29 protein-coding genes, 1 other RNA gene and 1 pseudogene are annotated in these 26,520 nt (G+C 60.4%); 19 read left to right on the top strand and 12 right to left on the bottom strand.

The features are described 5' to 3' along the window. The first annotated feature begins 2 nt into the window (after window positions 1-2). The 6 genes from A462_RS08260 (at window position 3) to ccoP (A462_RS08285) (ending at window position 4,841) form a co-directional block, all read left to right on the top strand. A complete protein-coding gene (locus tag A462_RS08260; RefSeq protein ID WP_008437576.1) occupies window positions 3-209 on the top strand; it encodes a cbb3-type cytochrome oxidase subunit 3 in 207 nt (68 codons plus the stop codon). After that, window positions 206-1,153 (top strand): cytochrome-c oxidase, cbb3-type subunit III, encoded by a 948-nt coding sequence (gene ccoP / locus A462_RS08265; protein WP_003219014.1) that lies wholly within the window; start codon window positions 206-208, stop codon window positions 1,151-1,153. Before A462_RS08260 ends, ccoP (A462_RS08265) begins: the two co-directional genes overlap by 4 nt. A 472-nt stretch (window positions 1,154-1,625) precedes the next feature. Further along, on the top strand, window positions 1,626-3,068 hold the full coding sequence (gene ccoN / locus A462_RS08270; protein ID WP_003219015.1) for a cytochrome-c oxidase, cbb3-type subunit I: 1,443 nt from the start codon (window positions 1,626-1,628) through the stop codon (window positions 3,066-3,068). Next, window positions 3,068-3,676 (top strand): cytochrome-c oxidase, cbb3-type subunit II, encoded by a 609-nt coding sequence (gene ccoO, locus A462_RS08275; protein ID WP_003193167.1) that lies wholly within the window; start codon window positions 3,068-3,070, stop codon window positions 3,674-3,676. Before ccoN ends, ccoO begins: the two co-directional genes overlap by 1 nt. 5 nt (window positions 3,677-3,681) lie before the next feature. Then, on the top strand, window positions 3,682-3,867 hold the full coding sequence (locus A462_RS08280) for a CcoQ/FixQ family Cbb3-type cytochrome c oxidase assembly chaperone (protein ID WP_008437575.1): 186 nt from the start codon (window positions 3,682-3,684) through the stop codon (window positions 3,865-3,867). Then, window positions 3,864-4,841: a cytochrome-c oxidase, cbb3-type subunit III gene (gene ccoP, locus A462_RS08285; protein ID WP_003219020.1), complete on the top strand. Its 978-nt coding sequence runs from the start codon at window positions 3,864-3,866 to the stop codon at window positions 4,839-4,841. Before A462_RS08280 ends, ccoP (A462_RS08285) begins: the two co-directional genes overlap by 4 nt. Before the next feature lie 93 nt (window positions 4,842-4,934). Here the strand turns inward: ccoP (A462_RS08285) and A462_RS08290 are convergent, their stop codons facing one another. After that, window positions 4,935-5,615 carry a hypothetical protein gene (locus A462_RS08290; protein ID WP_023659084.1) on the bottom strand — a complete coding sequence of 227 codons (681 nt, stop codon included), beginning with the start codon at window positions 5,613-5,615 and terminating at the stop codon, window positions 4,935-4,937. Between the two features lie 633 nt (window positions 5,616-6,248). Here A462_RS08290 and A462_RS08295 point away from each other — a divergent pair. The 8 genes from A462_RS08295 to hemN all read left to right on the top strand — a co-directional run bounded on the left by A462_RS08295 (window position 6,249) and on the right by hemN (window position 14,082). Beyond that, window positions 6,249-6,503, top strand: coding sequence for a type II toxin-antitoxin system Phd/YefM family antitoxin (locus tag A462_RS08295; protein ID WP_003219024.1), 255 nt, complete (start codon window positions 6,249-6,251; stop codon window positions 6,501-6,503). Continuing rightward, window positions 6,503-6,916: a type II toxin-antitoxin system VapC family toxin gene (locus A462_RS08300; RefSeq protein WP_032899659.1), complete on the top strand. Its 414-nt coding sequence runs from the start codon at window positions 6,503-6,505 to the stop codon at window positions 6,914-6,916. The genes A462_RS08295 and A462_RS08300 overlap by 1 nt, the downstream gene beginning before the upstream one ends. 207 nt (window positions 6,917-7,123) lie before the next feature. Continuing rightward, window positions 7,124-8,539: a cytochrome c oxidase accessory protein CcoG gene (ccoG, locus tag A462_RS08305; RefSeq protein WP_008437571.1), complete on the top strand. Its 1,416-nt coding sequence runs from the start codon at window positions 7,124-7,126 to the stop codon at window positions 8,537-8,539. 14 nt (window positions 8,540-8,553) lie between these two features. After that, the gene (locus tag A462_RS08310) at window positions 8,554-9,093 is read left to right on the top strand and encodes a FixH family protein (RefSeq protein ID WP_008437568.1); all 540 of its coding nucleotides are present in this window, start codon (window positions 8,554-8,556) and stop codon (window positions 9,091-9,093) included. Window positions 9,094-9,228: 135 nt separating this feature from the next. Beyond that, complete coding sequence (locus A462_RS08315; protein ID WP_008437567.1) at window positions 9,229-11,679, top strand: heavy metal translocating P-type ATPase; 2,451 nt, start codon at window positions 9,229-9,231, stop codon at window positions 11,677-11,679. A 22-nt stretch (window positions 11,680-11,701) separates the two neighbouring features. Beyond that, entirely contained in the window at window positions 11,702-11,920 is a 219-nt protein-coding gene (ccoS, locus tag A462_RS08320; protein WP_003219033.1) for a cbb3-type cytochrome oxidase assembly protein CcoS, read from the top strand. After that, window positions 11,913-12,596, top strand: a complete 684-nt coding sequence (locus A462_RS08325) for a sulfite exporter TauE/SafE family protein (protein ID WP_008437566.1) — start codon at window positions 11,913-11,915, stop codon at window positions 12,594-12,596. Before ccoS ends, A462_RS08325 begins: the two co-directional genes overlap by 8 nt. Before the next feature lie 103 nt (window positions 12,597-12,699). Further along, window positions 12,700-14,082: an oxygen-independent coproporphyrinogen III oxidase gene (gene hemN / locus A462_RS08330; protein WP_003219038.1), complete on the top strand. Its 1,383-nt coding sequence runs from the start codon at window positions 12,700-12,702 to the stop codon at window positions 14,080-14,082. Window positions 14,083-14,089: 7 nt separating this feature from the next. Here the strand turns inward: hemN and A462_RS08335 are convergent, their stop codons facing one another. Continuing rightward, window positions 14,090-14,566: a hypothetical protein gene (locus A462_RS08335; protein ID WP_008437565.1), complete on the bottom strand. Its 477-nt coding sequence runs from the start codon at window positions 14,564-14,566 to the stop codon at window positions 14,090-14,092. A 154-nt stretch (window positions 14,567-14,720) separates the two neighbouring features. On the opposite strand from A462_RS08335, the gene fnr reads away from it, so the two are divergent. Then, window positions 14,721-15,455 carry a fumarate/nitrate reduction transcriptional regulator Fnr gene (fnr, locus tag A462_RS08340; protein ID WP_003219044.1) on the top strand — a complete coding sequence of 245 codons (735 nt, stop codon included), beginning with the start codon at window positions 14,721-14,723 and terminating at the stop codon, window positions 15,453-15,455. Between the two features lie 80 nt (window positions 15,456-15,535). Next, window positions 15,536-16,084 (top strand): adenine phosphoribosyltransferase, encoded by a 549-nt coding sequence (locus A462_RS08345; protein WP_003219046.1) that lies wholly within the window; start codon window positions 15,536-15,538, stop codon window positions 16,082-16,084. A gap of 132 nt (window positions 16,085-16,216) precedes the next feature. On the opposite strand, the gene A462_RS08350 is transcribed toward A462_RS08345, so the two are convergent. The 4 genes and pseudogenes from A462_RS08350 to A462_RS34335 form a co-directional block, all read right to left on the bottom strand. Next, window positions 16,217-17,908 carry a putative bifunctional diguanylate cyclase/phosphodiesterase gene (locus tag A462_RS08350; RefSeq protein ID WP_003219057.1) on the bottom strand — a complete coding sequence of 564 codons (1,692 nt, stop codon included), beginning with the start codon at window positions 17,906-17,908 and terminating at the stop codon, window positions 16,217-16,219. A gap of 18 nt (window positions 17,909-17,926) precedes the next feature. After that, window positions 17,927-19,036 carry a methyl-accepting chemotaxis protein gene (locus tag A462_RS08355; protein ID WP_443200830.1) on the bottom strand — a complete coding sequence of 370 codons (1,110 nt, stop codon included), beginning with the start codon at window positions 19,034-19,036 and terminating at the stop codon, window positions 17,927-17,929. Between the two features lie 129 nt (window positions 19,037-19,165). Continuing rightward, window positions 19,166-19,492: pseudogene (locus A462_RS35295) on the bottom strand (PAS domain-containing protein); the annotation flags it as partial. Between the two features lies 1 nt (window position 19,493). After that, window positions 19,494-19,646: a hypothetical protein gene (locus A462_RS34335; RefSeq protein WP_157222851.1), complete on the bottom strand. Its 153-nt coding sequence runs from the start codon at window positions 19,644-19,646 to the stop codon at window positions 19,494-19,496. Window positions 19,647-19,952: 306 nt separating this feature from the next. Here A462_RS34335 and A462_RS08360 point away from each other — a divergent pair, with 306 nt between their 5' ends. Both A462_RS08360 and A462_RS33720 read left to right on the top strand, forming a co-directional pair. After that, a complete protein-coding gene (locus A462_RS08360) occupies window positions 19,953-20,267 on the top strand; it encodes a helix-turn-helix domain-containing protein (protein WP_003219061.1) in 315 nt (104 codons plus the stop codon). A gap of 151 nt (window positions 20,268-20,418) precedes the next feature. Further along, a complete protein-coding gene (locus A462_RS33720) occupies window positions 20,419-20,790 on the top strand; it encodes a VOC family protein (protein ID WP_003219063.1) in 372 nt (123 codons plus the stop codon). Here A462_RS33720 and A462_RS08365 read toward each other — a convergent pair. Continuing rightward, complete coding sequence (locus A462_RS08365; protein ID WP_032899655.1) at window positions 20,704-21,672, bottom strand: DMT family transporter; 969 nt, start codon at window positions 21,670-21,672, stop codon at window positions 20,704-20,706. The genes A462_RS33720 and A462_RS08365 overlap by 87 nt on opposite strands. Before the next feature lie 97 nt (window positions 21,673-21,769). Here A462_RS08365 and A462_RS08370 point away from each other — a divergent pair, with 97 nt between their 5' ends. Continuing rightward, on the top strand, window positions 21,770-22,633 hold the full coding sequence (locus A462_RS08370; RefSeq protein ID WP_008437561.1) for a LysR family transcriptional regulator: 864 nt from the start codon (window positions 21,770-21,772) through the stop codon (window positions 22,631-22,633). Between the two features lie 39 nt (window positions 22,634-22,672). Here A462_RS08370 and A462_RS08375 read toward each other — a convergent pair whose 3' ends face one another. The 5 genes from A462_RS08375 to A462_RS08385 all read right to left on the bottom strand — a co-directional run bounded on the left by A462_RS08375 (window position 22,673) and on the right by A462_RS08385 (window position 26,443). Beyond that, a complete protein-coding gene (locus tag A462_RS08375) occupies window positions 22,673-23,287 on the bottom strand; it encodes a hypothetical protein (protein WP_003219069.1) in 615 nt (204 codons plus the stop codon). A 1-nt stretch (window position 23,288) separates the two neighbouring features. After that, on the bottom strand, window positions 23,289-24,335 hold the full coding sequence (locus A462_RS08380) for an N-acetylmuramidase family protein (protein WP_003219071.1): 1,047 nt from the start codon (window positions 24,333-24,335) through the stop codon (window positions 23,289-23,291). A 160-nt stretch (window positions 24,336-24,495) separates the two neighbouring features. Continuing rightward, the gene (locus A462_RS33715) at window positions 24,496-24,789 is read right to left on the bottom strand and encodes a hypothetical protein (RefSeq protein ID WP_083853240.1); all 294 of its coding nucleotides are present in this window, start codon (window positions 24,787-24,789) and stop codon (window positions 24,496-24,498) included. Between the two features lie 261 nt (window positions 24,790-25,050). Beyond that, window positions 25,051-25,147: signal recognition particle sRNA small type (gene ffs / locus A462_RS33710), an RNA gene on the bottom strand. A 132-nt stretch (window positions 25,148-25,279) separates the two neighbouring features. Beyond that, on the bottom strand, window positions 25,280-26,443 hold the full coding sequence (locus A462_RS08385) for a zinc-binding metallopeptidase family protein (RefSeq protein WP_008437560.1): 1,164 nt from the start codon (window positions 26,441-26,443) through the stop codon (window positions 25,280-25,282). Window positions 26,444-26,520: the final 77 nt, after the last annotated feature.

Genomic DNA, 26,520 nt, shown 5'->3' with positions numbered 1-26,520 from the left:
CCATGGGATTTGATTTCGATGCTGGAACCATCCGCGGGCTTGGCACGCTGGTCGTGGCCATCGCCTTCATCGGCTTGTCGCTGTGGGTGTTCAACTCCCGGCGCAATTCGGAGTTCGCCGAGGCGTGCCTGCTGCCGTTTGCCGATGAACCGCTACCGCCAACCCCCGACGCTCAAGAAGAGCCTGCAACAAGGAGCAACCGGCCATGACTACCTTCTGGAGTACATGGATCTGTGTACTGACCCTCGGCAGCCTGATCGGCCTGACCTGGCTGTTGATCGGCACCCGCAAGGGCGAGACCAAGGGCAGCGTGGACCAGACCATGGGCCACGCCTTCGACGGGATCGAGGAGTACGACAACCCGCTGCCGCAATGGTGGTTCATGCTGTTCGCCGGCACCCTGGTGTTTGCCGTCGGCTACCTGATCCTCTACCCGGGCCTGGGCAACTGGAAAGGCGTATTGCCGGGCTATGAAGATGGCTGGACCCAGACCAAGGAATGGGACAAGGAGATGGCCAAGGCCGACGCCAAATTCGGGCCGATCTTCGCCAAATTCGCGGCCATGCCGGTGGAAGAAGTTGCCAAGGACCCGCAGGCGCTGAAAATGGGCGGCCGCCTGTTCGCCTCCAACTGCGCGGTGTGCCATGGCTCGGACGCCAAGGGCGCCTACGGCTTCCCGAACCTTGCAGACAACATCTGGCGCTGGGGCGGTTCGGCGGATGCAATCAAGATGACCATCATGAATGGCCGTCATGCCGCGATGCCGGCCTGGGGTGAAGTGCTGGGTGAGGACGGTGTGAAGAACGTCGCAGCCTATGTGCGCCATGAATTGGCAGGCCTGCCGCTGCCGGCGGACAGCACCGCGGATGTCGCCGCGGGCCAAGTGGCATTCAGCACCACCTGTGTCGCCTGCCACGGGCCGGAAGGCCATGGCGTGGAAGCCATGGGCGCGCCGAACCTGACGCAGCCAGGTGGCTTTATCTACGGCACCAGCCTGGCGCAGTTGCAGCAGACCATTCGCCACGGCCGCCAGGGCCAGATGCCTGCGCAGGAAGTACTGCAAGGCAATGACAAGGTGCACCTGCTGGCCGCCTATGTTTACAGCCTGTCCCACAATGCTGATGGCGCAACGCCTGACAGCCAACCCGAGTAATCCTGCACCACCCAAAAGCCGCGCCTGATTCAGGCGCGGCTTTTTTGCGACCCATTGTCGCACCCTTCCGATCGCTGACTTTCCCCTCCTGCCATTCGGGTCTACGCTTGTTTGCACAGTGGACTGGCATTGGCCGGTCGACGGCCGACTTGCACTCGATGGGTTGAAACATTTCTGCTCGATGACAGGCGCAAAGGCTGGTACCTACCGGCTGTCGTGCCACTGGCCATTCGTCACCCGAGCTGCTTGTTTACACACACTCAGTTACAAGTACCTTCGACCCGTTTAAAATCCTGTCCAAGTCGTCAGCTTTTAACCCTGAATTTTGTCCTTACGCCAAACATGGAAAGGGCGCAGAATCTGGTTTGGAACGCATTGACGCAGGTCACCTTGCGTTGCAATGGAATCTTGCTTTCTCCATACTTGCGACCGATTTTTACCCTATAAAAAAACTAAACCGTGGAACCTTAGAATGAGCACAGCAATCAGTCCGACTGCTTATAACTATAAGGTAGTCCGCCAGTTCGCCATCATGACGGTGGTCTGGGGGATCCTTGGCATGGGGCTCGGCGTTTTCATTGCCTCGCAACTGGTTTGGCCAGAGTTGAATTTTGGCCTGCCATGGACGACATTTGGACGCCTGCGCCCGTTGCACACCAACCTGGTGATTTTCGCCTTCGGTGGATGTGCACTGTTTGCCACTTCTTACTACGTCGTGCAGCGAACCTGCCAAACGCGACTGATTTCCGATGCACTGGCGGCCTTTACCTTCTGGGGTTGGCAAGCGGTCATCGTGGGCGCGATCGTCACCCTGCCGCTGGGCTACACCACCACCAAGGAATACGCCGAGCTGGAATGGCCGATCGCCATTTTGCTGGCGATTGTCTGGGTGACCTACGCAGTGGTGTTCTTCGGCACCATCGTCAAGCGCAAGACCAAGCACATCTATGTCGGCAACTGGTTCTACGGGGCGTTTATCCTGGTGACGGCGATGCTGCATATCGTCAACCATGCGTCCTTGCCGGTCAGCTTCTTCAAGTCCTACTCGGCCTACGCCGGTGCGACGGACGCAATGATCCAGTGGTGGTACGGCCACAACGCCGTAGGTTTCTTCCTCACCACCGGCTTCCTGGGGATGATGTACTACTTCGTGCCGAAACAGGCCGAGCGTCCGATCTACTCCTATCGCCTGTCCATCGTGCACTTCTGGGCCCTGATCACCCTGTACATCTGGGCAGGTCCGCACCACCTGCACTACACCGCATTGCCGGACTGGGCCCAGTCCCTGGGCATGGCGATGTCGATCATCCTGCTCGCGCCAAGCTGGGGCGGCATGATCAACGGCATGATGACCCTGTCGGGCGCCTGGCATAAATTGCGCACCGACCCGATCCTGCGGTTCCTGGTGGTCTCCCTGGCGTTCTACGGCATGTCGACCTTCGAAGGCCCGATGATGGCCATCAAGACGGTCAACTCGCTGTCCCACTACACCGACTGGACCATCGGCCACGTACACGCCGGCGCCCTCGGTTGGGTAGCGATGATTTCCATCGGCGCGCTGTACCACATGATCCCGAAACTGTTCGGCCGTGCGCAGATGCACAGCGTCAGCCTGATCAACACCCACTTCTGGCTGGCCACCATCGGTACCGTGCTCTACATCGCCTCGATGTGGGTCAACGGCATCACCCAGGGTCTGATGTGGCGTGCAATCAACGATGACGGCACCCTCACCTACTCCTTCGTCGAAGGGCTGCAAGCCAGCCATCCGGGTTACATCGTGCGCGCCCTGGGCGGTGCGATCTTTGCCAGCGGCATGCTGTTCATGGCCTACAACGTGTGGCGCACCGTGCGTGCCTCCGACCCTGTAGAAGCCGAAGCCGCTACCAAGATCGCCGTTGTGGGAGCTCACTGATGAAGCATGAAGTAGTCGAGAAGAATATCGGCCTGCTGGCCTTCTTCATGGTCATCGCCGTGAGTATCGGCGGCCTGACCCAGATCGTTCCGCTGTTTTTCCAGGACGTGACCAACAAGCCGGTGGAAGGCATGAAGCCACGCACCGCCCTTGAACTGGAAGGCCGCGACGTCTACATCGCCAACGGTTGTGTCGGCTGCCACTCGCAGATGATCCGCCCGTTCCGTGCCGAAACCGAACGCTACGGCCACTACTCGGTCGCCGGTGAAAGCGTGTGGGACCACCCATTCCTGTGGGGTTCCAAGCGTACCGGCCCGGACCTGGCCCGGGTCGGCGGTCGTTACTCCGATGACTGGCAGCGTGCGCACTTGTACAACCCGCGCAACGTGGTGCCCGAATCGAAAATGCCGGCGTACCCGTTCCTGGTCGAAAACAAACTCGACGGCAAGGACACCGCCAAGAAGATGGAAGTCTTGCGCACCCTGGGCGTGCCCTACACCGACGAAGACATCGCCGGTGCGGCAGCGGCCGTGAAGGGCAAGACCGAAATGGACGCACTGGTGGCCTACTTGCAAGGCCTTGGCACCATCATCAAAAGCAAACGGTGATCTGGATGGATATCGGGATGATTCGAGGCCTGGGCACCGTTGTCGTGATGGTGGCCTTTATCGGCCTGGCCTTGTGGGTGTTCAGCCCCAAGCGCAAGTCGGAGTTTGAAGACGCGACGTTGCTGCCCTTCGCGGATGATCCCGAAGCCATCAAGCACGTCGTGGAAGCGTCTAGGAGTAACAAAGAATGACTACGTTCTGGAGTCTGTACGTCACAGTCCTCAGTCTGGGTACCATTTTCGCCCTGACCTGGCTGCTGCTGTCGACCCGCAAGGGCCAGCGCGCCGAGCAAACCGATGAAACCGTCGGCCACTCGTTCGACGGCATCGAGGAGTACGACAACCCGCTGCCCAAATGGTGGTTCATGCTGTTCGTCGGCACCATCATCTTCGCCCTCGGTTACCTGGCGCTGTACCCTGGCCTGGGCAACTGGAAAGGCCTGCTGCCGGGCTACAACTACCTCGACAACGACAAGCAAACCCCATTTGCCAATGGCCAGACCGGCTGGACCGGCGTGCACGAATGGGAAAAGGAAATGGCCAAGTCGGACGCCCGGTTCGGGCCGATCTTCGCCAAGTTCGCCGCCATGCCGATCGAAGAAGTGGCCAAGGACCCGCAAGCCTTGAAGATGGGTGGCCGCCTGTTCGCCTCCAACTGCTCGGTGTGCCACGGTTCCGACGCCAAGGGTGCCTACGGCTTCCCCAACCTGACCGACGCCGACTGGCGCTGGGGCGGCGACCCGGCCACCATCAAGGAAACCATCATGAAGGGCCGCCACGCGGTGATGCCGGCGTGGGCCGAAGTCATTGGCGAGCAAGGCGTGGCCGATGTGGCCGGCTTTGTGGTGACCAACCTCGATGGCCGCAAATTGCCGGAAGGCGCGAAGGCAGACGTGGCCAACGGCGAGAAACTCTTCGCCGCCAACTGCGTGGCGTGCCACGGTCCTGCCGGTAAAGGTACACCCGCCATGGGCGCGCCTGACCTGACCCACCCTGGCGCGTTCATCTACGGTTCAAGCTTCGCGCAACTGCAGCAGACCATCCGTTATGGCCGTCAAGGCCAGATGCCTGCGCAGGAGCAGTTGCAGGGCAATGACAAGGTGCACTTGCTGGCGGCCTATGTTTACAGCCTGTCCCATGGAGACAAGGCAGCTGAGGAGCAGTAAGCATTAAAACCAAAAAGCCCCGCGCAGCCAATGCTGCGCGGGGCTTTGGTAATGGGGCATTGGTGGAACTCAACTTACCCCGAGGACGAGGCGTTACCGTTCTTCATGCACTTGGTCCATTCTTTTAATAGCAGCGTTGATCGCCCCCCGATCAGCCGATTTAGACCAATCCGTCAGTCCTAACTGTGCCACTAACTCAGGACGACTCAAGATTTCCCGCGCGACCATCGCTTCATCTGGGCCGCGATCATGACGCGTCCCATCCGCGATGTTCTTCAGTGAAGCGTAAGTCACACCCTCCCTGCGATCAATCCCACCCCAACCGCGCTCCGGGTAATAGGTGTCATATTCATTCAGGAGCTTTTGCGCCAGTTCTTTATCACTCATCGTGGCCAGGGGAAACCCCATATTCTGACCCACGGTTATGATACTTTCACGATCGATTTTGCCATCGTGCTTATGCTTTCCGTACCCATCGAGTTTCTCCATGAGTACAGGATTTTCCAGCAGCGAACGGGCAAAATTCATGTCGTCACTGCTGTAGCCACTCTGCGCAGAGGCATACGCAACCTGTCGTAGAGAGTCGCGGGTGATGTAGTCTGGTTGCGCAGGGTCGGCATACTTATCAAAGTTTCTGAGTAGACGGTCGGCCACCCGATAATCATTCCAACTACTGAATTGCTCTACGCTGATGCCAGAGGATACTGGCAGCGTCGAAGCCGATGGTGGAACAGCTCCAACATTATGCGTGTCATTAGCACGTTGAATGGTCATTGGTTTCCTCGATTTGAATAACGTCAAAACAAAATAAATTTATCGGCGCGCAAGAGACCTAGGCATAACGTTCAACAATTGCTCATCAAAGGTTTCATCGTGGTAACGCTGCGCGCTGCTACAAAACATTGCCGAACACTGATCCAGACTTGATCTCAACGTCGGCATTTCCTGCGTGGCAATAACGCGATCAGCGTTCCTACAACAAACGTTTCATTCTGTGTAAACAAAGGCTCGTTTGGGCCTAAGAACTGTTATCGCAGAAGCGTCAGCTTCCTAACCAATCGTTGTAGGTTATTTAACAGCGCAAAAAGCAGTTATAAAAACGCCACCACACCGGCCCGTAGACCTCTCCTGATTTACTTACTCAACACCAGGAAGTCGCAAGGGAAACGGCAGGGTGGACTTGCTGGCGGCGTATGTTTCGGACTGTCCCATGGGAACAAGCCGCCAGACGCCGTGTGAGGAAAAGGGGTGAAAAAAACGGCCCCGCCAGTGGAGATTGGCGGGGCCGTTTTGTTTTCAAGTCGAAAAAGTCGTCACCGCCAGCAACGCATCTACATTTGAGATTGATCAAGAAAACCGCAGGTAGTAACGTGACTACATTCGTACTCCATACGGAGGTTAGCCCCCATGACCATCACCACCATTTCCAGCCGTGAATTCAATCAAGACACAAGCGGTGCCAAAAAAGCCGCCCGCCAAGGCCCGGTTTTTATCACTGACCGGGGCAAGCCCGCCCATGTACTGCTAAGCATTGAGGACTACCAAAAACTGACAGGCCTCAATGCCGACATCGTTGACCTGTTGGTGATGCCAGAAGCGGCAGATATCGAGTTCGAAACCGAACGCGCCGTGATCACTCATCGACCCGTGGACTTCACTTGATGTATCTACTCGACACCAACGTCATCTCTGAACTGCGCAAACCCCAGGCCGATGCCAAGGTCGTCGCCTGGGCCAAAAGTGTCATCGCGCCACGGATGTATATTTCAGCCATTACCTTGAAGGAACTGGAAACAGGAGTCCTGCGAATGGAGCGGCGTGATCCCGCCCAGGGGAAGGTTTTGCGCACATGGCTCAAGCGCCATGTCATGCCGGCGTTTGATGCCAGAATCCTGCCGATTGATGCAGCAGTTGCCCTGCGCTGTGCCAGCTTGCATGTGCCAGACCAGGCCAACGAAAGTGACGCGCTGATCGCTGCAACCGCGCTGGTTCATGGGCTGACAGTGGTCACGCGCAACACTGGCGACTTTTTTCAATCCAGCGGCGTCGCGCTGATCAATCCATGGGACGAATGACCGGTAAGGCTGCGAAAACCGTCCATACTTCACAAGTCAATTGACCCAGATCACGTACACCATCAATTGATTTCCCCCAACGCGACCAAAGGTCGCACCCGTCGAAGGGTATCAGGGGCGTATCATTAGGCCACTGCAACACCCCTATTTTGACCCCGGCTGGCACGTACTGGCCGAGGCAAATCTCCACTGCCGTGGGATGCAATGATGAGCAACCAGATTCCGGTACATGACGTTACCCCGCCTGCCAAAAATTCGAATAACACCGTCGATCTCTACGCATCGCGGGAGAAAATCTACACCCGTGCCTTCACCGGTTTGTTCCGCAATCTGCGGATGCTCGGGGGTGCCGGTTTGTTCCTGCTCTACTTCGGCACCGTGTGGCTGAACTGGGGTGGCCACCAGGCAGTCTGGTGGAACCTGCCGGAACGTAAATTCTTCATTTTTGGCGCGACTTTCTGGCCCCAGGATTTCATCCTGCTGTCGGGCATCCTGATCGTGGCGGCGTTTGGCCTGTTCTTCATCACCGTGTATGCCGGCCGCGTCTGGTGCGGCTACACCTGCCCGCAAAGCGTGTGGACCTGGATCTTCATGTGGTGCGAAAAGGTCACCGAAGGCGACCGCAACCAACGCATCAAGCTGGACAAGGCGCCGATGAGCGCCAACAAGTTCCTGCGCAAGTTCGGCAAGCACAGCCTGTGGCTGACCATCGGCTTCGTCACCGGCATGACCTTTGTCGGCTACTTCTCGCCGATCCGTGAACTGGTGTTCGATTTCTTCACCGGCCAGGCGGATGGCTGGTCGTATTTCTGGGTCGGCTTCTTCACCCTCGCCACCTACGGCAACGCCGGCTGGCTGCGCGAGCAGGTGTGCATCTACATGTGCCCGTATGCGCGTTTCCAGAGCGTGATGTTCGACAAGGACACGATGATCGTTTCCTACGACCCGCGCCGTGGCGAAGTCCGTGGGCCGCGCAAAAAAGGTATCGACTACAAGGCCCAGGGCTTGGGGGACTGCATCGATTGCACGATGTGCGTGCAGGTGTGCCCTACCGGCATCGACATCCGTGACGGCCTGCAGATTGAATGCATCGGCTGCGCGGCCTGCATCGACGCCTGCGACAACATCATGGACAAGATGGAATACCCGCGCGGGCTGATCAGCTACACCACCGAGCACAACCTGTCCGGGCAGAAAACCCATAAGCTGCGCCCGCGCCTGATCGGTTATGCCCTGGTGCTGCTGGCGATGATCAGCCTGTTGGTGGCCGCCTTCTTCGTGCGCTCGCTGGTGGGTTTCGACGTCAGCAAGGACCGCGTGCTGTACCGCGAAAACGCCGAGGGCCGGATCGAAAACGTCTACAGCCTGAAGATCATGAACAAGGACCAGCGCGACCACACCTACGTGCTTGACGCCGCAGGCCTGCCAGACCTCAAGCTGCAAGGCCGGCGCGAGATCAAGGTAGCAGCCGGGGAAATCTTCAGCATGCCGGTGGAGTTGTCGAGCGCACCGGAACAACTGCCGTCGAGCACCAACGAGGTGAAATTCATCCTCAGGGATGCCGATGACGACAGCGTCCACATTGAAGCCAAGAGCCGATTCATCGGCCCACAAGTCCGTTAATAGAGAGCCGAACAATGCCCGCAGCTACTGCCGCAAGCCCCTGGTACAAGCACCTCTGGCCCTGGATCATCATTGGGATCCTGACCTGCTCGGTGACGTTGACCTTGTCCATGGTGACCATCGCGGTGAACAACCCCGACAACCTGGTCAACGACAACTATTACGAGGCCGGCAAAGGCATCAACCGTTCCCTGGACCGCGAACTGCTGGCCCAGACTCTGCAACTGCGGGCCAAGGTGCACTTGGACGAGTTGACCGGCGAAGTCGAATTGCACCTGACCGGCAACAGCGGGCCCGGCACCCTGGAGCTGAACCTGATTTCGCCGACCCAGCCGGAGAAGGATCGCAAGATCATCCTGACCCGCAGCGACAGCGAGCCCGGCCGCTACATCGGCCAGGTGACCGACAAGGTCGAAGGCCGCCGCTTCGTCGAGCTGCTAGGGGTGGAAGGCGACCGGACCTGGCGTATGTTTGAAGAAGAACAGGTCAGCCATGACAAGGACTTGCTGCTGGGCGACGAGCCGCTGCAGGGTGCTGAAGACCTGAAAAAATAGAGCGTCACCTGTTTGATCGTTCCCACGCTCTGCGTGGGAATGCATCCCGTGACGCTCCGCGTCACAAGAGCGGACGCGGAGCGTCCAGCGAAGCGTTCCCACGCAGAGCGTGGGAACGATCATCGGAACTGAGCCATGACCACCCCGATCCCCTGCTACCACTGCGCCCTGCCCGTGCCGCCCGGCAGCCGGTTCACTGCCGTGATCCTCGGCGAGCCCCGCGAGCTGTGCTGCCCGGGCTGCCAGGCGGTGGCCGAGGCGATTGTCGCCGGTGGCCTGGAAAGCTATTACCAGCACCGCAGCGAAGCCTCGGCCAACCCCGAGGCGCTGCCGGTGCAACTGGTGGACGAGCTGGCGCTGTATGACCGTGCCGATGTGCAAAAGCCTTTCGTGCGCCACGACGGTGACCTGTCGCAAGCCACACTGTTGATGGAAGGCATCAGTTGCGCCGCCTGTGGCTGGCTGATCGAAAAACACCTGCGCAGCCTGCCCGCCGTGGCCGAGGCGCGGCTGAACCTGTCCAACCACCGCCTGCACGTGCGTTGGGCCGATGGGCAACTGCCCCTGAGCCAACTGCTCGGCGAATTGCGTCACATCGGCTACGCCGCCCACCCGTACCAAGCCGACCGCGCCGCCGAACAACTGGCCAGCGAAAACCGCCTGGCCCTGCGTCAACTGGGGGTGGCCGGGCTGCTGTGGTTCCAGGCGATGATGGCGACGATGGCCACCTGGCCGGAATTCAATATCGACCTGAGCCCGGAGCTGCACGTGATCCTGCGCTGGGTCGCGATGTTTCTGACAACGCCCATCGTGTTCTACAGCTGCGCGCCGTTTTTCAAGGGGGCGATGCGCGACCTGCGCACCCGCCACCTGACCATGGATGTTTCGGTGTCCCTAGCCATTGGCGGTGCCTACCTGGCCGGAATCTGGACCGCCATCACCGGCACCGGCGAACTGTATTTCGATGCAGTCGGCATGTTTGCCCTGTTCCTGCTGGCCGGGCGTTACCTGGAGCGTCGCGCCCGGGAACGCACGGCGGCAGCCACTGCGCAGTTGGTCAACCTGTTGCCAGCCTCGTGCCTGCGCATGAGTGCCGACGGGCAAAGTGAACGGATCCTGCTCAGCGAACTGGCCCTGGGCGACCGGGTACTGGTGCATCCGGGGGCGGTGCTGCCGGCAGACGGCATCATCCTCGACGGCCAGTCGAGCATCGACGAATCGCTGCTGACCGGCGAGTACCTGCCGCAACCACGCCAGGTCGGCGATGCCGTCACTGCCGGCACCCTCAACGTCGAAGGTGCGCTGACCGTCGAAGTCCGCGCCCTGGGCCACGACACGCGCCTGTCGGCCATCGTGCGCCTGCTGGAGCGGGCCCAGGCGGAGAAACCCCGGCTGGCGGAGATCGCCGACCGCGCCGCCCAATGGTTCCTGTTGTGCTCGTTGGTCGCCGCTGCGGTCATCGGCCTGGTGTGGTGGGAGCTGGATTCGTCACGGGCGTTCTGGATCGTCCTGGCGATGCTGGTTGCGACCTGCCCTTGCGCCCTCTCACTGGCAACACCCACCGCCCTGACGGCAGCCACAGGCACCCTGCACAAACTCGGCCTGCTGCTGACCCGCGGCCACGTGCTGGAAGGCCTGAACCAGATCGACACGGTGATTTTCGACAAGACCGGCACCCTTACCGAAGGTCGCCTGGCGTTGCGCGCGATCCGCCCGTTGAGCCTGCTGGGCAGCGACGAGTGCCTGAGCCTTGCGGCGGCGCTGGAGCAACGTTCGGAACATCCGATCGCCCGCGCATTCGGCCGCGCGCCGTTGGCGGCGGATGAAGTGCTCAGCACGCCGGGCCTGGGCCTGGAAGGCCGCGTCGGTGACCGCCGGTTGCGCATTGGCCAGCCGGGTTTTGTCTGCGAACTGAGCGGCTGCGCCCTCCCCGCCTCGCCGAAGGAAGCCGGCCAATGGCTGCTGCTGGGCGACACCGGCGGCGCCCTGGCCTGGTTTGTCCTGGATGACCGCCTGCGCAGCGACGCGCCCGCCTTGCTCGCCGCCTGCAAGGCACGCGGCTGGCGCACGTTGCTGCTGTCGGGAGACAGCTCGCCGATGGTTGCCAGTGTCGCCGCCGAGCTGGGCATCGACGAAGCCCATGGCGGCCTGCGCCCCGATGACAAGCTGCAAATGCTGCAACAGTTGCACAAGGAAGGCCGCAAGGTGCTGATGCTCGGCGATGGCGTCAACGATGTGCCGGTGCTGGCCGCCGCCGATATCAGCGTGGCCATGGGCTCGGCCACCGACCTGGCCAAGACCAGCGCCGACGCGGTGTTGCTGTCGAACCGCCTCAACGCCCTGGTACAAGCCTTTACCCTGGCCCGGCGCACCCGCCGGGTAATCATTGAAAACCTGCTGTGGGCCGGGCTGTACAATGGCCTGATGTTGCCGTTTGCCGCCCTCGGCTGGATCACTCCCATCTGGGCGGCGATCGGCATGTCCCTCAGTTCGTTGACCGTGGTGCTCAATGCCCTGCGCCTGACTCGCATGCCGAGCACGCCAGCCGTGAGCCCCGCCCCCGTAACCCGCCCGCTGCCGGCTTGAGCCGCGCGGGCATGGAGTGCAGATGCCAGCTCTTTACGTGATGATCCCGGCGGCGCTGTTGATCGTGGCCATCGCCATTTACATCTTCTTCTGGGCGGTGGACAGCGGCCAGTACGACGACCTCGATGGCCCGGCCCACAGCGTGCTGTTCGATGACCAGGACCCGAACCACCTGGCGGCCGTCGATGAAGCCAACGGCCCTGAACAACCGCCCAAGCCGAAAGATCCGCCCCATGCTTGAACTGGCGCCCCTGCTGGTCTCGGCAGTGATCCTCGGCCTGCTGGGCGGCGGCCATTGCCTGGGTATGTGTGGCGGCCTGATGGGCGCGCTGACCCTGGCGATTCCCAAGGAGCAACGCAGTCGGCGCTTTCGCCTGCTGCTGGCCTACAACCTGGGGCGCATCCTCAGCTACGCCACCGCCGGCTTGCTGATCGGCCTGGCCGGCTGGGCCGTGGCCAACAGTCCGGCAGCGATGTTCATGCGCATCCTCGCCGGGCTGTTGCTGATCTGCATGGGCTTGTACCTGGCCGGCTGGTGGAGCGGCCTGACCCGTATCGAAAGCCTCGGGCGCGGCCTGTGGCGGCATATCCAGCCGGTTGCCAACCGTTTGCTGCCGGTGTCCAGCCTGCCCCGGGCGTTGCTGCTGGGTGCGCTCTGGGGCTGGTTGCCGTGCGGGTTGGTCTACAGCACGTTGCTGTGGGCGGCCAGCCAGGGCAATGCGCTGGACAGTGCGGTGCTGATGCTCGCGTTCGGCCTTGGCACCTGGCCGGTACTGCTGGCCACGGGCTTAGCCGCTGATCGAGTCACCGCGTTATTGCGCAAACGCAGCGTGCGGATGGCTGGTGGCCTGCTGGTCATCCTGTTCGGCATCTGGACCTTGCCCGGTCCGCACCAGCACTGGCTGATGGGCCACTAGATCGCCATGTGGCATAGCGCCGCTCCCCGTTGATGCAAATCAAGATGGCTTCCCCACCCAGCCCCTAGACTCGGCCCACTAGCCTATCCGGGGGAACGCCCGCATGCTCGACGCCATTCGTTGGGACACTGATCTGATTCACCGCTACGACCTGGCGGGGCCACGCTATACCTCGTACCCCACCGCCGTACAATTCGACAGCCAGGTCGGCACCTTTGACCTGCTCCACGCCCTGCGCGACAGCCGCAAGGCCGTACGGCCCCTGTCGCTGTATGTGCATGTGCCGTTTTGCGCCAACATTTGCTACTACTGCGCCTGCAACAAGGTCATCACCAAGGATCGCGGCCGGGCTCACGCCTATCTGCAACGCCTGGAGCAGGAAATCCAGTTGGTGGCGTGCCACCTCGATCCCAAACAGCCGGTCGAGCAGCTGCACTTCGGCGGCGGCACCCCGACCTTTCTCAGCCATGACGAGCTGCGTCAGGTCATGGGCCGCCTGCGCCAGCACTTCAACCTGCTGGACGATGACTCCGGCGACTACGGGATTGAAATCGACCCACGGGAAGCCGACTGGGCGACCATGGGCCTGCTGCGTGAACTGGGGTTCAACCGCGTCAGTATCGGCCTGCAGGACCTAGACCCCGAAGTGCAGCGTGCGGTGAACCGCCTGCAAAGCCTGGAAGAAACCCGCGCAGTGATTGACGCAGCGCGCACCCTGCAGTTTCGTTCGATCAATATCGACCTGATCTACGGTTTGCCCAAGCAGACACCGCTGAATTTCGCACGCACCGTGGAAGAAGTCATCAGCCTGCAACCGGACCGCCTCTCGGTGTTCAACTACGCACACCTGCCGGAACGGTTCATGCCCCAGCGACGGATCAACACCGACGACCTGCCCTCCCCGGCGGAAAAACTGCTGATGCTGCAAACCACCATCGAGCAGTTGACCCGGGCGGGCTACCGCTACATCGGCATGGACCACTTTGCCCTGCCGGACGATGAATTGGCCGTCGCCCAGGAAGAAGGCACGCTGCAACGCAACTTCCAGGGCTACACCACCCATGGGCATTGCGATTTGATCGGGCTCGGGGTGTCGGCGATCAGCCAGATCGGCGACCTGTACTGCCAGAACAGCAGCGACCTGAACCACTACCAGAACGCCCTCGCCGGCGCGCAACTGGCCACCAGCCGTGGGTTGTTATGCACCACGGATGACCGGTTGCGCCGGGAAGTGATCCAGCAGCTGATCTGCACGTTCAGCCTGAATTTCGAGAAGATCGAACAGGCCTTCAACATCGATTTTCGCGGCTATTTCGACGAGCTCTGGCCGCAACTGGAGGCGATGACCGAGGACGGACTGATCGAACTCGACCCACAGGGCATCCGCGTATTGCCGGCGGGGCGCCTGCTGGTACGCTCGGTGTGCATGGTGTTCGATGCCTATCTGGAGCACCAGAATCGGCAACGATTTTCGCGGGTAATCTGAACCTGTCCTACTTCGCCAGCAGGGCCATCGCTTCCAGCTGCGACTCGGGAGACTCGTCCTTCAAGGCCTTGGTCAACTGCGATTGGGCCGTCATCAAGCCGGCCTGCAATGTCGCGATATCACTCTGCAAGGCGGCCACTCTGGCCTGCCTTGCCTGCGGGGTCTTTGAGGCGTCGGACATGGCAGCTGAGAGCTGAGCCAGCTTCTCGGCGAGCTGTTTTCTCATCTCGCGAATCATTTTCAACAGCTGCTTGATGTTGTCTTTCAGGTTGCTGTCGTCAATGTCCTTGTTGGAGTTGGTGCTGGCCTTGGAGGCCTTCAGCCCCGCTCCCGAGATATCCACCACCAGTCCTTGGGGCTTGGTGTCAGTGGCCCGATCGGTAGAAGACGCTTGGTCTTTATCGTCTGCAGCGGGGTCTTTTTTCGCATCAGGCACGGTTAGCGAAGAAACAATGGCAGGGTTGGTTGCGCCAATGGAAAGCATGATCTGAGCCTCCAGCTCTAGGAGTGACAATCTTGTATCGACCTCGATACAAAATTCTTTATACCGCTGCTGCTTTTTTGTACACGCTGGCCTGATCGTCCCCCAGTGCGGTACCCTTACGTCTTATGTGTGTTTTCCCACAAGGATTTAAGAAATGTCCGAGCCAGTTAAACTGCGCGCTCATAGCCAGGCTCATTGCAAGGATTGCAGCCTGGCCCCCCTGTGCCTGCCACTTTCGTTGAATCTGGAAGACATGGAAGCGCTGGACGAGATCGTTAAACGCGGTCGCCCACTGAAAAAAGGCGAGTTCCTGTTTCGCCAGGGCGACAAGTTTGACTCCGTTTATGCAGTACGTTCTGGCGCGCTGAAAACCTTCAGCCTGAGCGATGGCGGCGAAGAACAGATCACCGGCTTCCACCTGCCGAGCGAACTGGTCGGACTGTCGGGCATGGACACTGAGATTCACCCCGTGTCGGCCCAGGCCCTGGAAACCACATCGGTGTGTGAAATCCCGTTCGAACGCCTGGATGAACTGGCCCTGCAGCTGCCGCAATTGCGTCGCCAGCTGATGCGCGTGATGAGCCGGGAAATCCGCGACGACCAACAGATGATGCTGCTGTTGTCGAAGAAAACCGCCGACGAGCGTATTGCCACTTTCCTGGTCAACCTCTCCGCACGTTTCCGCGCGCGGGGTTTCTCGGCCAACCAGTTCCGCCTGAGCATGTCGCGCAACGAAATCGGCAACTACCTGGGCCTGGCGGTGGAAACCGTGTCCCGGGTATTCACCCGCTTCCAGCAGAACGAGTTGATTGCGGCCGAAGGCAAGGAAGTGCATATCCTCGACCCGATCCAGCTCTGCGCATTGGCTGGCGGTTCGCTCGACGGTTGATCCAGACGCTTGCGGCCGAGCCAATCGGCTGGGCCGCAGGTATACTTCGAGTCCGCTTTCCTCCCCAGGACTCCTCGACGATGGTCTTCGATTCGTTCGACATCAAATCCCTGATTCGCCCAGTCATCGACTTCCCCAAGCCTGGGGTGATCTTTCGCGATATCACGCCGCTGTTCCAGTCGCCCAAGGCCTTGCGCCTGGTGGCCGACACCTTCGTACACCGCTACGTCGAAGCCGACTTCACCCACATTGGTGCGATGGATGCCCGCGGTTTTTTGATCGGTTCGATCATTGCCTATCAGTTGAACAAACCGCTGATTCTGTTCCGCAAGCAAGGCAAATTGCCGGCTGACGTGCTGGCCGAGAGTTACCAGACCGAATACGGCGAAGCCTTCCTGGAAGTGCACGCCGACAGCCTGTGTGAAGGTGATTCGGTGCTGATGTTCGATGACCTGATCGCCACCGGCGGCACGCTGATCGCAGCGGCCAACCTGGCCCGGCGCATGGGCGCACGGATTTTCGAAGCGGCGGCGATCATTGACCTGCCGGAGCTGGGTGGGTCCCAGCGCCTGGAAGACATGGGCATTGCGACGTTCTGCCTGACGCAGTTTGCCCTGACAGACCAATAACCCCGGGACTCGTGTGGCGAGGGAGCTTGCTCCCGCTGGAGTGCGCAGCGCTCCCAAAGATCTTGGGGCCGCTACGCAGCCCAGCGGGAGCAAGCTCCCTCGCCACAGCAAGCTCCCTCGCCACAGTAAACATCACTCAAGCTTTTGCCACTGCGGCGGCGGTGCAAATCCCTCGACCCAACCCGGCACGTCGTCCGCAGGCATCGGCCGGGCGATGAAATAGCCTTGGGCCACTTCGCAGCCCATGCGCATCAACAGCTGGCCGTGCTCCAGGGTTTCCAGGCCTTCGGCAATCACTTCGCGGCCAAACGCACGGGCCAGACCTATCACGGCCTTGGTCAGCGCCAGGTCGTCCTTGTCGTGCAGGATGTCGCGCACGAACGACTTGTCGATCTTGATGGTCTGGGTCGGCAGGCGCTTGAGGTAGCTCAGGGAGGAATAGCCGGTGCCAAAATCATCCAGGGAGAACTGCACGCCCAAGGCCTGGCAGGCCTCCAGGTGCTGGGTGACACGCTGGATATTGTCGATGGCCACCGACTCGGCGATCTCCAGGTCCAGCCGGTGCGGCTCCACCTGCGGGTATTGCGCCAGCAAGTCTTGCAGGCGCTCGACAAAATCCTCGCGCTGGAAGTGCCGCGCCGCGATGTTCACGCTCACCGACCACCAATGCCCATGCACCTGCCAGCGATGCATCTGGCCCAACACCTGGGCGATCACCCATTCGCCGATATCGACAATCAGGTCGGTCTGCTCGATCAGTGGCAGGAAATCCCCCGGCTTCACCAGGCCACGCTCGGGGTGCTGCCAGCGTAACAACGCTTCGAACCCCACCACCGTGCCGCAGCGCAAGTTGACCTTGGGCTGGTAATGCAGGCACAACTGGCCCGCCGCCAGGGCCTGGCGGATCTGCTCCACGGTCTGGTGGCTGGCCTTGACCTCCTGTTCCAGGGATACATCAAACAACTGGTAGCGGTTGCGCCCGCTCTGCTTGGCCACATACATCGCCTGGTCGGCATGGCGCAGCAAGGTGTCGGCGTCCTCGTCGTCCAGGGGGAACAGCGTGACGCCGATGCTGGCGAACACATTCAGCTCCGCCCCCTGGATCGAGTACGGCTCGGAAATCGCCTTGAGGATGCGCAGCAAGGCGCCGTTCAGCTCGTCGATATCGCGCACATAACGCAGGATCAGCACAAATTCGTCACCGGCGAGCCGGGCGACCACGTCCTCGCCGCGGATGATCTCCCGCAACCGAGTGGCCACTTCCACCAACAACAGATCCCCACAGGCATGCCCATACCCGTCGTTGACCGCCTTGAAGCCGTCCAGGTCGAGCATGCACAACGCCAACGGTATGTCTTCGCTGCGGGAGAACTCCAGGGACTGGTTAAGCAACTCCGACAGATAGGCGCGGTTCGGCAAGCCGGTCAGCACATCGTGGCCGACCCGCCATTGCAGGGTGTGCAACAGCTGGCGCTTTTCGCTGACATCAAAGCGGATCGACACGTACTTCTGCACGCGCCCGGTCTTCTCATCGAGCAGCGGCACCATGGTGCTGTCCACCCAATACAACGTCCCATCCTTGGCCCGGTTGCAGATTTCCCCACGCCACACCCGGCCTTCGCTGATGGCTTGCCACATGCCCTGGAAGAACCCCGCAGGGTGCAGTCCCGAGCTCAGAATGCGGTGATTTTGCCCCAGCAACTCGTCACGCCCGTAGCCGGACATGCCGCAGAACTGGTCATTGACGTAAGTGATGCAGCCCGCCAGGTCAGTCTCGGAGAAAATGGCGGCTGCATCCACGGCCCTGCGGTATTTCTCGTCCATGAGTCAGGCTCACTGTGGCTAGCGGTTGAACCGCTCGACCAGGGCGCGCAACCCGGAAGAGATGCTTTCGAGTTCCCGGCCACGGGTGACTGCAGCGTTGGCATTGCCCGCTGTCTTTTGCACCGTGGCGGCAACGTTATTGATCTGCTGTGAAACTTCCTCGGCGACGTGGGATTGTTCCTGTGAGGCAGCAGCCATTTGCTGACTCATACTGGTAATACGCTCCACCGCGTGGCGAATGCCTTGCAGCGCCTGCTGCGCCTCAAGTACTTGCTGCACGCCCTGCTCGGCCTCGTGAATGCCCAGGCTCGCGATCTCGACCGCCTCATCGGCGCCCGCCCGAAGGTTCTGGATGATGCCCTGGATCTGCTGGGTCGACTCCCGCGTCTTGCCCGCCAGGGCGCGCACCTCGTCGGCCACCACGGCAAAGCCACGGCCCTGCTCGCCGGCGCGGGCCGCTTCAATGGCCGCGTTGAGGGCCAGCAGGTTGGTCTGGTCGGCGATTGCCTGGATCATGCTCGCGGCCACCTGGATTTGCTGGGTCTGCCCGGCCAGGTTGCCCACCGCCTGATTGATCTGGGTGACGGTGCCGGCCAGCAGCTGGATCGCCTCGCGCGACGTGCCGGCCACCTGGCTGCCCTGCTCGGCGAGGGTGTTGGCGGTGTGGGCTTCACTGGCGGTTTGTTGAACGTGCACTGCCACTTCGGCGATGGACGCAGCCATCTCGGTCATGGCGGCGGCGGTCATGTCGGTCTCGGCGCGCTGTTCCAGCAACGCCGATTCGGTGGTGCTCGACAACACGCTGGAATGGGCGGCTGCTTCGGCCATCTGGTTGGCCAGGTCGCTGAGGCGCGTCAGGGCGGTTTTAAGTCGCGCTTCTTCGCTGATCAGGATCATTTCGAGCTGCGCGGTCGGCCCCAGCGCGTCGCTGTAGGTCATGGCGCTGATGGGGTCGGAAAAGGTATTGGGCGTGTTCTGCACAATCTGCTTGAGCTGTAGTCCCAAGCGTTGATGCCCCCAGACGCCCAGGCCGAGAAACAAGCCGACAGTCAACGCCTGGGCCCATACACCCGGAACCCATTGGAAGGCGGCGACACTGGCAACGGCAGCCGCCAGTGGCAACGCCATGGCTCGGGACACAGACGCCACACGCCGCACCGGCGAGACCGCCGCACCACCTGCCTGCAACCGCGCGTACAGCGCTTCTGCGCGGCGCACCTGTTCGCGGGTGGGCTTGACCCGCACCGACTCATAGCCCGTCAGTCGCCCGTCTTCGAGAATCGGCGTCACATAGGCGCTGACCCAATAATAGTTGCCGTTCTTGCAGCGGTTCTTCACCACGCCCATCCAGCTCTGCCCGGCCTTGAGGTAGCTCCACATCAGCTGGAACACGGCGGGCGGCATGTCCGGGTGGCGCACCAGGTTGTGGGTGCTGCCGATCAGCTCGGCCTGGGTAAAGCCGCTCATGGCGGCAAACTCGGCGTTGCAGTAGGTAATATGGCTGTTGACGTCAGTTGCGGAAATTAGCCGTTGCTGCTCCCCAAAAGTCTGTTCAACAGCAGTGACCGGCAAATTGAGACGCACGTTAAAGCTCCATGGACAGCATTCGATCGCCCTCTCGACCACCGGGTAGGCAGGACAGGCGGATTCGTATTTCCAGTCGGGCTGCGCCGTCGATCGGCTGGTTGGCCGCAAAGGTACGCAAACCCACGATTTTGCACAGCAATTCATCATCCATTCAGTGATGATCAACTAGGCTTGAATTCGGGTATCCGGCACGTGAGGCGCAATGAAGCGTGGCACTGACGAGCGACATTTCAGTCCCTGCCAGGCGTCCGTTTTATGGGCATATTTATGAGAGTAAGGAGAGAGCAATGATTTCCTGTTTCATAAACCTGCCTTCTGAAACGAGACCACCAAATACTTGTCCTAGATGCCGATTCTACGAATTACATCACATTTTGCAAGAAAAGGTGATGGTACATGCGGTTGTCTAATTTTAAGATTTATCGTTAAGTTCTTGATTCTAAATGGGAATTGAGCGATGCACATTTCAAGTTTGGGTCCAGCCATCAGACGTTACCGCAAGGTCGCAGGGCTTACTCAGGCTGAACTAGGTGAAAAAACCGGTTTTGACCCTAAAACCATCAGCCGCTTCGAAACCGGCACCTATACACCCAGCGTCGAGGCACTGTTCTTGTTCGCAGAGGCGCTGGGAGTGAAGCTGAAAGTCTTTTTCGCAGACCTGGTCGACGAGGAGGAACAGCGCGCTTATCTGTTCGGTGTCATTCACAAAGCCACCCCGAAGGATCTGGGAAAGCTGATCGCAGCGGTAGACCAGGCCTTGTCCAAGCCTTAGAGCTCGCAACACACGTGCACGCAATAAAAAGAGCAGACAGCCAGATTGACTGTCTGCTCTTTGCTTGATGACTCCTGACATGAACTGACAGGACAGCCCCTTAGACTAGGGACTGAGCCGCGCCATTGCTGCGTCATTCCACGGAGTCATCATGAATAGCATTGCCCATTACTTTTTGTTGTACGTCGACAGCCCGGCCACCAGCGCCAACCTCTACAGCCGACTGCTGGACAAGCCGCCGGTGGAGCTGGGGCCGACCTTTGCGCTGTTCATCCTCGACAACGGGGTGAAACTCGGCCTGTGGTCGCGCCATACCGTGGAGCCTGCGGCCCAAGCCTCGGTTGGCGGTAGCGAGGCGGGTTTCTGCGTCGCTGATATCGCAACGGTCGACGATTTGCACACACGCTGGGTGCAACTCGGGATGAGCATCATCCAGTCACCGGTCGAGGCGGACTTCGGCTACACCTTTGTCGCCCAGGACCCCGACGGTCACCGCCTGCGGGTGTTCACCGTGAACCCGTAACGGCTTGCGGCGCCAGCGCCCTTCGAGGCTGATGGCGCCGACACTGGCCAGCACGATCAGGCCACCCAGCACCACGCGCAGCGAAACCTGCTCGCCCAGCAGCGTGGCGGCCATCACCATCGCCACCGGCGGCACCAGGTACAACGCCACTGACGCGCGGCTGACCTCGACATGCCGCAACACATAGGCCCAGGCCAGGTACGCCAGGGCGCTGGGAAAGGCGCCGAGCAACAACACCGCCCAGTTGGCTTGGGTTGATGATTGCGACACCACCGCCGGCAAACCCGGCAAATACACACACAACAGCAAGGTGCCCGACCACACGGTGTAGCACACCGTGGTCAGCGGGCTGTAGCGCCGGGAATAGTGTTTCTGGATGGTGAAATAAAGGCTCCACGACAACGCCGCCAGCAGGATCATCAGTCCACGGGGATCAATCTGCCCCAGGCCATGCTCGCCCCAGATCACCACCAGCACCCCGCTCAAGCCCAGCAGCACGCAACCCCAGCGCCAGCCGGTAACTCGCTCCTTCAAGCCGAAAAACGCCACCAGCACCGTAAATAGCGGAACCGACTGCGCCAGCACACTGGAGGCAGCGGCCGTGACAAATTGCTGGCCGAAATTGATCGTCAGGTGATGCAGGAAAATCCCGAAGAAGCCCAGCACCAGCAACCACGGCAGGTCCCGCAGACGTGGCCGCTCGATCCTCATGACCAACGCGACGCCGGCCATCAATACCGAAGCAATCAGGAACCGCCCCAAGGCCAACTGGCCAGGGCTGTAGCTGTGCAAGGCCAGATGCACGCCAATCGGCGAATACGCCCAACAGAGGATGACGCAGGCAGTGACTAGCGTAAGCTTTACAGGTGACGGGGCTTTCATGAACGGCGCCCAGCAGTGGGAATGCCGTCAGTCTTGGCCCCGGCAAGGCGCAGGACAATTAACCGTTTCTGACTTCTGTAATCACTGGAACTGAGCGATGGAACTGGCCCAACTGAAAATGGTGAAAGCCGTGGCACAAACCGGCAGCGTGGCCCAGGCCGCCCTGCAACTGCACTGCGTGCCGTCCAACATCACCACACGCATTAAGCAACTGGAAAGCGAGTTGGGTACCCCGCTGTTCATTCGCGCCGGGCGCGGGTTGGCGATCAGTGCCGCAGGGGAAGTGTTTCTCGACTACTGCGAGCGCATCCTCGCGCTGGTGGAAGAGTCCAAGCGTGCCGTCGACAGCAACGCGATTCCCCGCGGCAAGCTGCGCATCGGCGCAGTGGAATCCAGCGCCAGTGGCCGCCTGCCGCCGCTGCTGGCCGAATACCATCGACGTTATCCACAAGTGGAGCTGGAACTGGTGACCGGTGCCTGGGCGCAGTTACTCGATGACCTGCAACATCACCGCATCGACGCCGCGCTGGTGGCCGCCGGCGGCAAACGCCCGAAGCTCGAACAAAGCGTGGTCTACAGCGAGCGCCTGGTGCTGATTACCAGCGCCTCCAGCGCACCCATCGAGGACGCCCGGGACCTGGCCGGCCGCACGCTGCTGGTGTGGCCGCCCGGCTGCCCGTATCGCGCAGCCCTGGAGAACTGGCTCAAGCCCCACGACATCAAGCCTGCCATCGCAAATTATGCCAGTTGGGGCACGATCATTGGCTGCGTCAGCGCGGGGATTGGCGTGGCACTGGCGCCGGAAGGCATCCTGGCGCGCTACGAGCAGGCCAACCAATTGACGTCCTACCGCTTCGACGAATTGGCGGCGGTGGATAACCTGCTGTTCTGGCACAAAGACACCCAACGCCATCTGGCGCGGGATGCCTTTGCGGGGCTGTTGCGGGAAACTTTCGGCTAACCGGTTTTCGCCCCGCTACGCGCGGGCGCAGCAGCATCTTCAGCCTTTTGCGGGGACCAGCCTAGCGTACTGGTCCTGGCTGATCCAGCCCTTGGAAGAGCGGCCTTCGCCATTGATGAACTCGACCTGGGCCCAGCCATCCTTGAACGCCAGTACCGCGACCACATCGTCCTTGACCACGTAGGCACGATGGCTGGCCTTGGCGTCCGGGGTCTTCTGCAGGAAGGCCTTGTCGGACGAAACGGTCACCAGGCCAATCCACTTCTTGGCAGCGGTCTGGGTCAGGTCCAGGCCGGTGGCAATTTCCGGCATCAACACGTTGATGCAGCCGGGATGTTCGCGGCCCTTCTCCACGGTCAGCATCACACCGTCCGAGGAGGCCGCGACGGTACCCGGATAGGCCTCATCCAGCCATGTCGACACCGATGCCTTCGCACCGTCGACCTTGCCCTGCAGGAAGAACGTGCACGAGCGGGTCACGCCCTCGCCCATTTCCTCGGCATAAAACCCCTCCACCTGATGCTCGGGCGTCACGGCCAGCATCAGCCCTTCGTACTTGCCCGAGTGCAGCGTAGCGGCAAACGCCGGCGCACCTGCAGCAACACACACGAAAGAGGCAACCAGCAATCGGGACACGCAACGTTTGAACGGCATTCTATTTTTTCCCTTCAAGTGCTTCGTAGGCTTTTTTGATGCGTTGGTCATAGTCGCCATAATCCTTGCCGTTATAGTTCAGCGCCATGGCGGCGTAATCCTTGTTCTTCATGGCCTTGACCAGGGCCGGGCTCTGGCTGCAAAAACCGAGGAAGGCCTTTAGTTGATGCCCGGCATTAATCTTCATGGCCACCACAAATTCAAACACCGTTTTATAACCGCATGCCGTGAAGTTGGAGCCCATTATCTGAAACATGCCCCAGGAGGCCGACTTCAAGGCCGCTTCCTGATCCAGCGCAAAGGCGGTGGCCATGGTTTCCCAGGCCTTGGTCTGGTCCTTGTTATTGGCCTTCCACTGGGGCCCGGCCTTCTTCACGTAGGGGTACGACAACAGCGGGTGGGTCTGGTCGTATTTACTCTTGGTGTACTTGCGAAAATGGTGCCCTTCAAAGGCGATCACCGGCAACTTGGCCGGGCCGAACCCGGAGCGCCCGCCCGACTCCACCGTGGCAAAGGCCTTGATGATATTGACGGAAATGCCGTTACCCAACTGCGTGGCAGCGTTCTGGAAGTCCGTATCCGTCAGCGTCGTGCCGCCGTCGCACGTGGCCTGGAGCATCATCTGCCGGTTGCGCCGCTCGGCCTCGATCATTGCCCGCATGCGGTCCAGATAGTGGTCGACCGTGGCCTGGACCATGTCCGCGCCGGTGTTGCCGAACACATTGAGGAACGTCGGAATACGCAGGGTCGGGTTCGGCTTGACCGGCACCTTCACCGCTTCTTCGATCAGGCTATTGAAGGTGCGACCGGTAGGGTCGATGACACCATCGGGATGCGCGTATTTGAGGTGGCGGAACTGATACTGGCTGATGCACTGCACCAACTGGCCGTCGCACTTGCCATTTTCCGCCAGGGGGAAACCCAACTTGGGAATGATCAAGTTGAATAAATACTGGATGCATTGAACATCGGTGGGCAAGTTGCGGGCTTTGCCCGGCGCACCGACGGAAGCGCTGATGAGAGTGGGCAACCCTTGCAGGCTTTTCATTACTGACATCCTTGTTAGTTGGGGTGAATGAGCAATAAAGTGCCATCACTTTAATATCATCCATGCGTCATCGACATATCTTGAAATATGTGACTGGCGCAAACTAGCAAGGAGGTTTTTGGCTGTCCAGCGGGACTTTCACCCGTTGTGAAGGACTCGACTATTTGAGGCCATCGCGGCTTTTGGTTCCGAGTTTTCCGGTATAGGGATTCACGTTGCCCTTGGTGCTGTAGTTGTTGTTACGAGTGGCGTCCGGATTTGTCGCATGAGAGGAACCCACATAGGTACCGTTGCTTTTGGTATATGCACGAATGGTGTGATCCGAGCGACTGGATGAGGAGTAACTGGAGTGGGAAGACGAGTGTCCGCCGAAACTGCTGCCACGGGCAAAAACACTACTGGATGAAAGGGCTACTACCGCAGCCAAAACGGACAAAGCTATTACTTTTTTCATGCCATCTCCCTATAACACCGATGATGCCGCTCAGTTAGTGGCACAACGATATCACGCCTGATTTCATTCAGACATTAGACTTTTCGCTTCTTCTGTGTGCGACGATCAAGGAACGACACGTAGCCCTCACGGCAAATGATCAAGGGAGAACCTAGAATTTCAGGTACGAGAAAACCAAACGCTGATCTAAATCCGGCGCTTGAGTCTGAATATTCTAAATATGTAAAAAGGATGACTACAGAAGGGGCGTTATGGAGGCAACCCCACCAGCCACACCCCGGCACACAATGTTCCCGCTGTGGCTGCTGCCTTCCGGCTCTGACCAGGTTCACGGGTAATCGTTGCGGGGGGACCGATGGGGTCACCATAACGACGCTCGCATCTCGGCAAGCCGCGCCATTGTACCGATCTCATCGTAAGTTACAACCGTTCGCGCGGGATTAAAAATATCTGATGGTTCAAGTACTTGGCTGCAGGAGCAAGCTTGCTCCTACAAAAGCACGACCTCGTCCGCCCGACCGCCCTCTTGCTGGATCACCAGGTGAATGAAGTGCAGCTTGGCAATCACCGCCGGCGGCAGGACGAACGGATAGAAATCCGGCTGGCCCATGCTGCGGGACAGTTCGTTGAGCATGCCGGCCAGTTCGATCCACGCATTGACGAATGACAGGAACGCCGTGCCGCCGGGATGCCCGGGGTCGTAGAGGGTGCTGAGGGGGAACGGCTGGTAATCCAGGTCCATCTCCCGGGCGCTCATGCCGAAGCCCAGCGCGGTGTCGACGGCGTCCATCATGTGCAGGTAATGCGCCCAGGTTTCCGCCCAGTCTTCCCACGGGTGCATGGTGGCGTAGGCGCTGACGCAGGTTTGCTGCCAGTCCGGGCGCGGGCCGTTCTGGTAGTGCTGCTCCAGGGCGTCGGCGTAGCTGGCGCGCTCGTCACCGAACAGCGTGCGGAACGGCTCCAGCCAATGGCTGTTGGCGATCAGGCGGTCCCAGTAGTAATGGCCGACCTCGTGACGGAAGTGACCGAGCAAGGTGCGGTAAGGCTCGCGCATCTGTACGCGAATTTTCTCACGGTGGGCGTCGTCGGCTTCCTTGATGTCGAGGGTGATCAGGCCATTGGCGTGGCCGGTGGTGGGCGCGTTGCCTTCCAGGTCGATGCCGACAAAATCGAAGGCCAGGCCGGTGTCTTCATCGACCGTCTTGGGAATCACCTGCAAGCCCAGGCTGATGAGTTGGGCCACCAGACGACGCTTGGCGGTTTCGACCTTGCGCCAGCGTTCGGGGTTTTCAGGGATCGACAGGTCGGGAATGGTGCGGTTCAGGCTGCAGGCCACGCACAAGGCCTGGCCGTTGTCGGCGGGCAGCAACCAGTTGCACGCGGCGGGCGTGTCAAGGTTGGCGCAGCGGCGAAAGGCACCGGCTTCAGGGTCGGCGTCCAGCAGCCAGGTATCGGCATACGGGCCGGGCTGCAGGGAGGACAGGCGACTCTGCTCCGGCTGATAGCCCAGCAGCGCCGAGCAGGCCAGGCACTGGCTGTTGCGAAAGAACAGCGATTGCCCACAGCGGCACTGCCAGACCTTGCTGTTGCGCGAGGTCTCGGCCATGAACGGTGCGGCGATGCGCGAACTGAGTTGTTCGAAGAAGCGGTACATGGCGATCTCTCCGGGAGGCTTGCCAATACTAGAGCATTGCCCGAGAGAGATCGTTCCCACGCTCTGCGTGGGAATGC

Source organism: Pseudomonas sp. Ag1 (assembly GCF_000278565.1).
Lineage (GTDB): Bacteria > Pseudomonadota > Gammaproteobacteria > Pseudomonadales > Pseudomonadaceae > Aquipseudomonas.
This window is presented reverse-complemented; position numbering and strand designations above follow the sequence as displayed.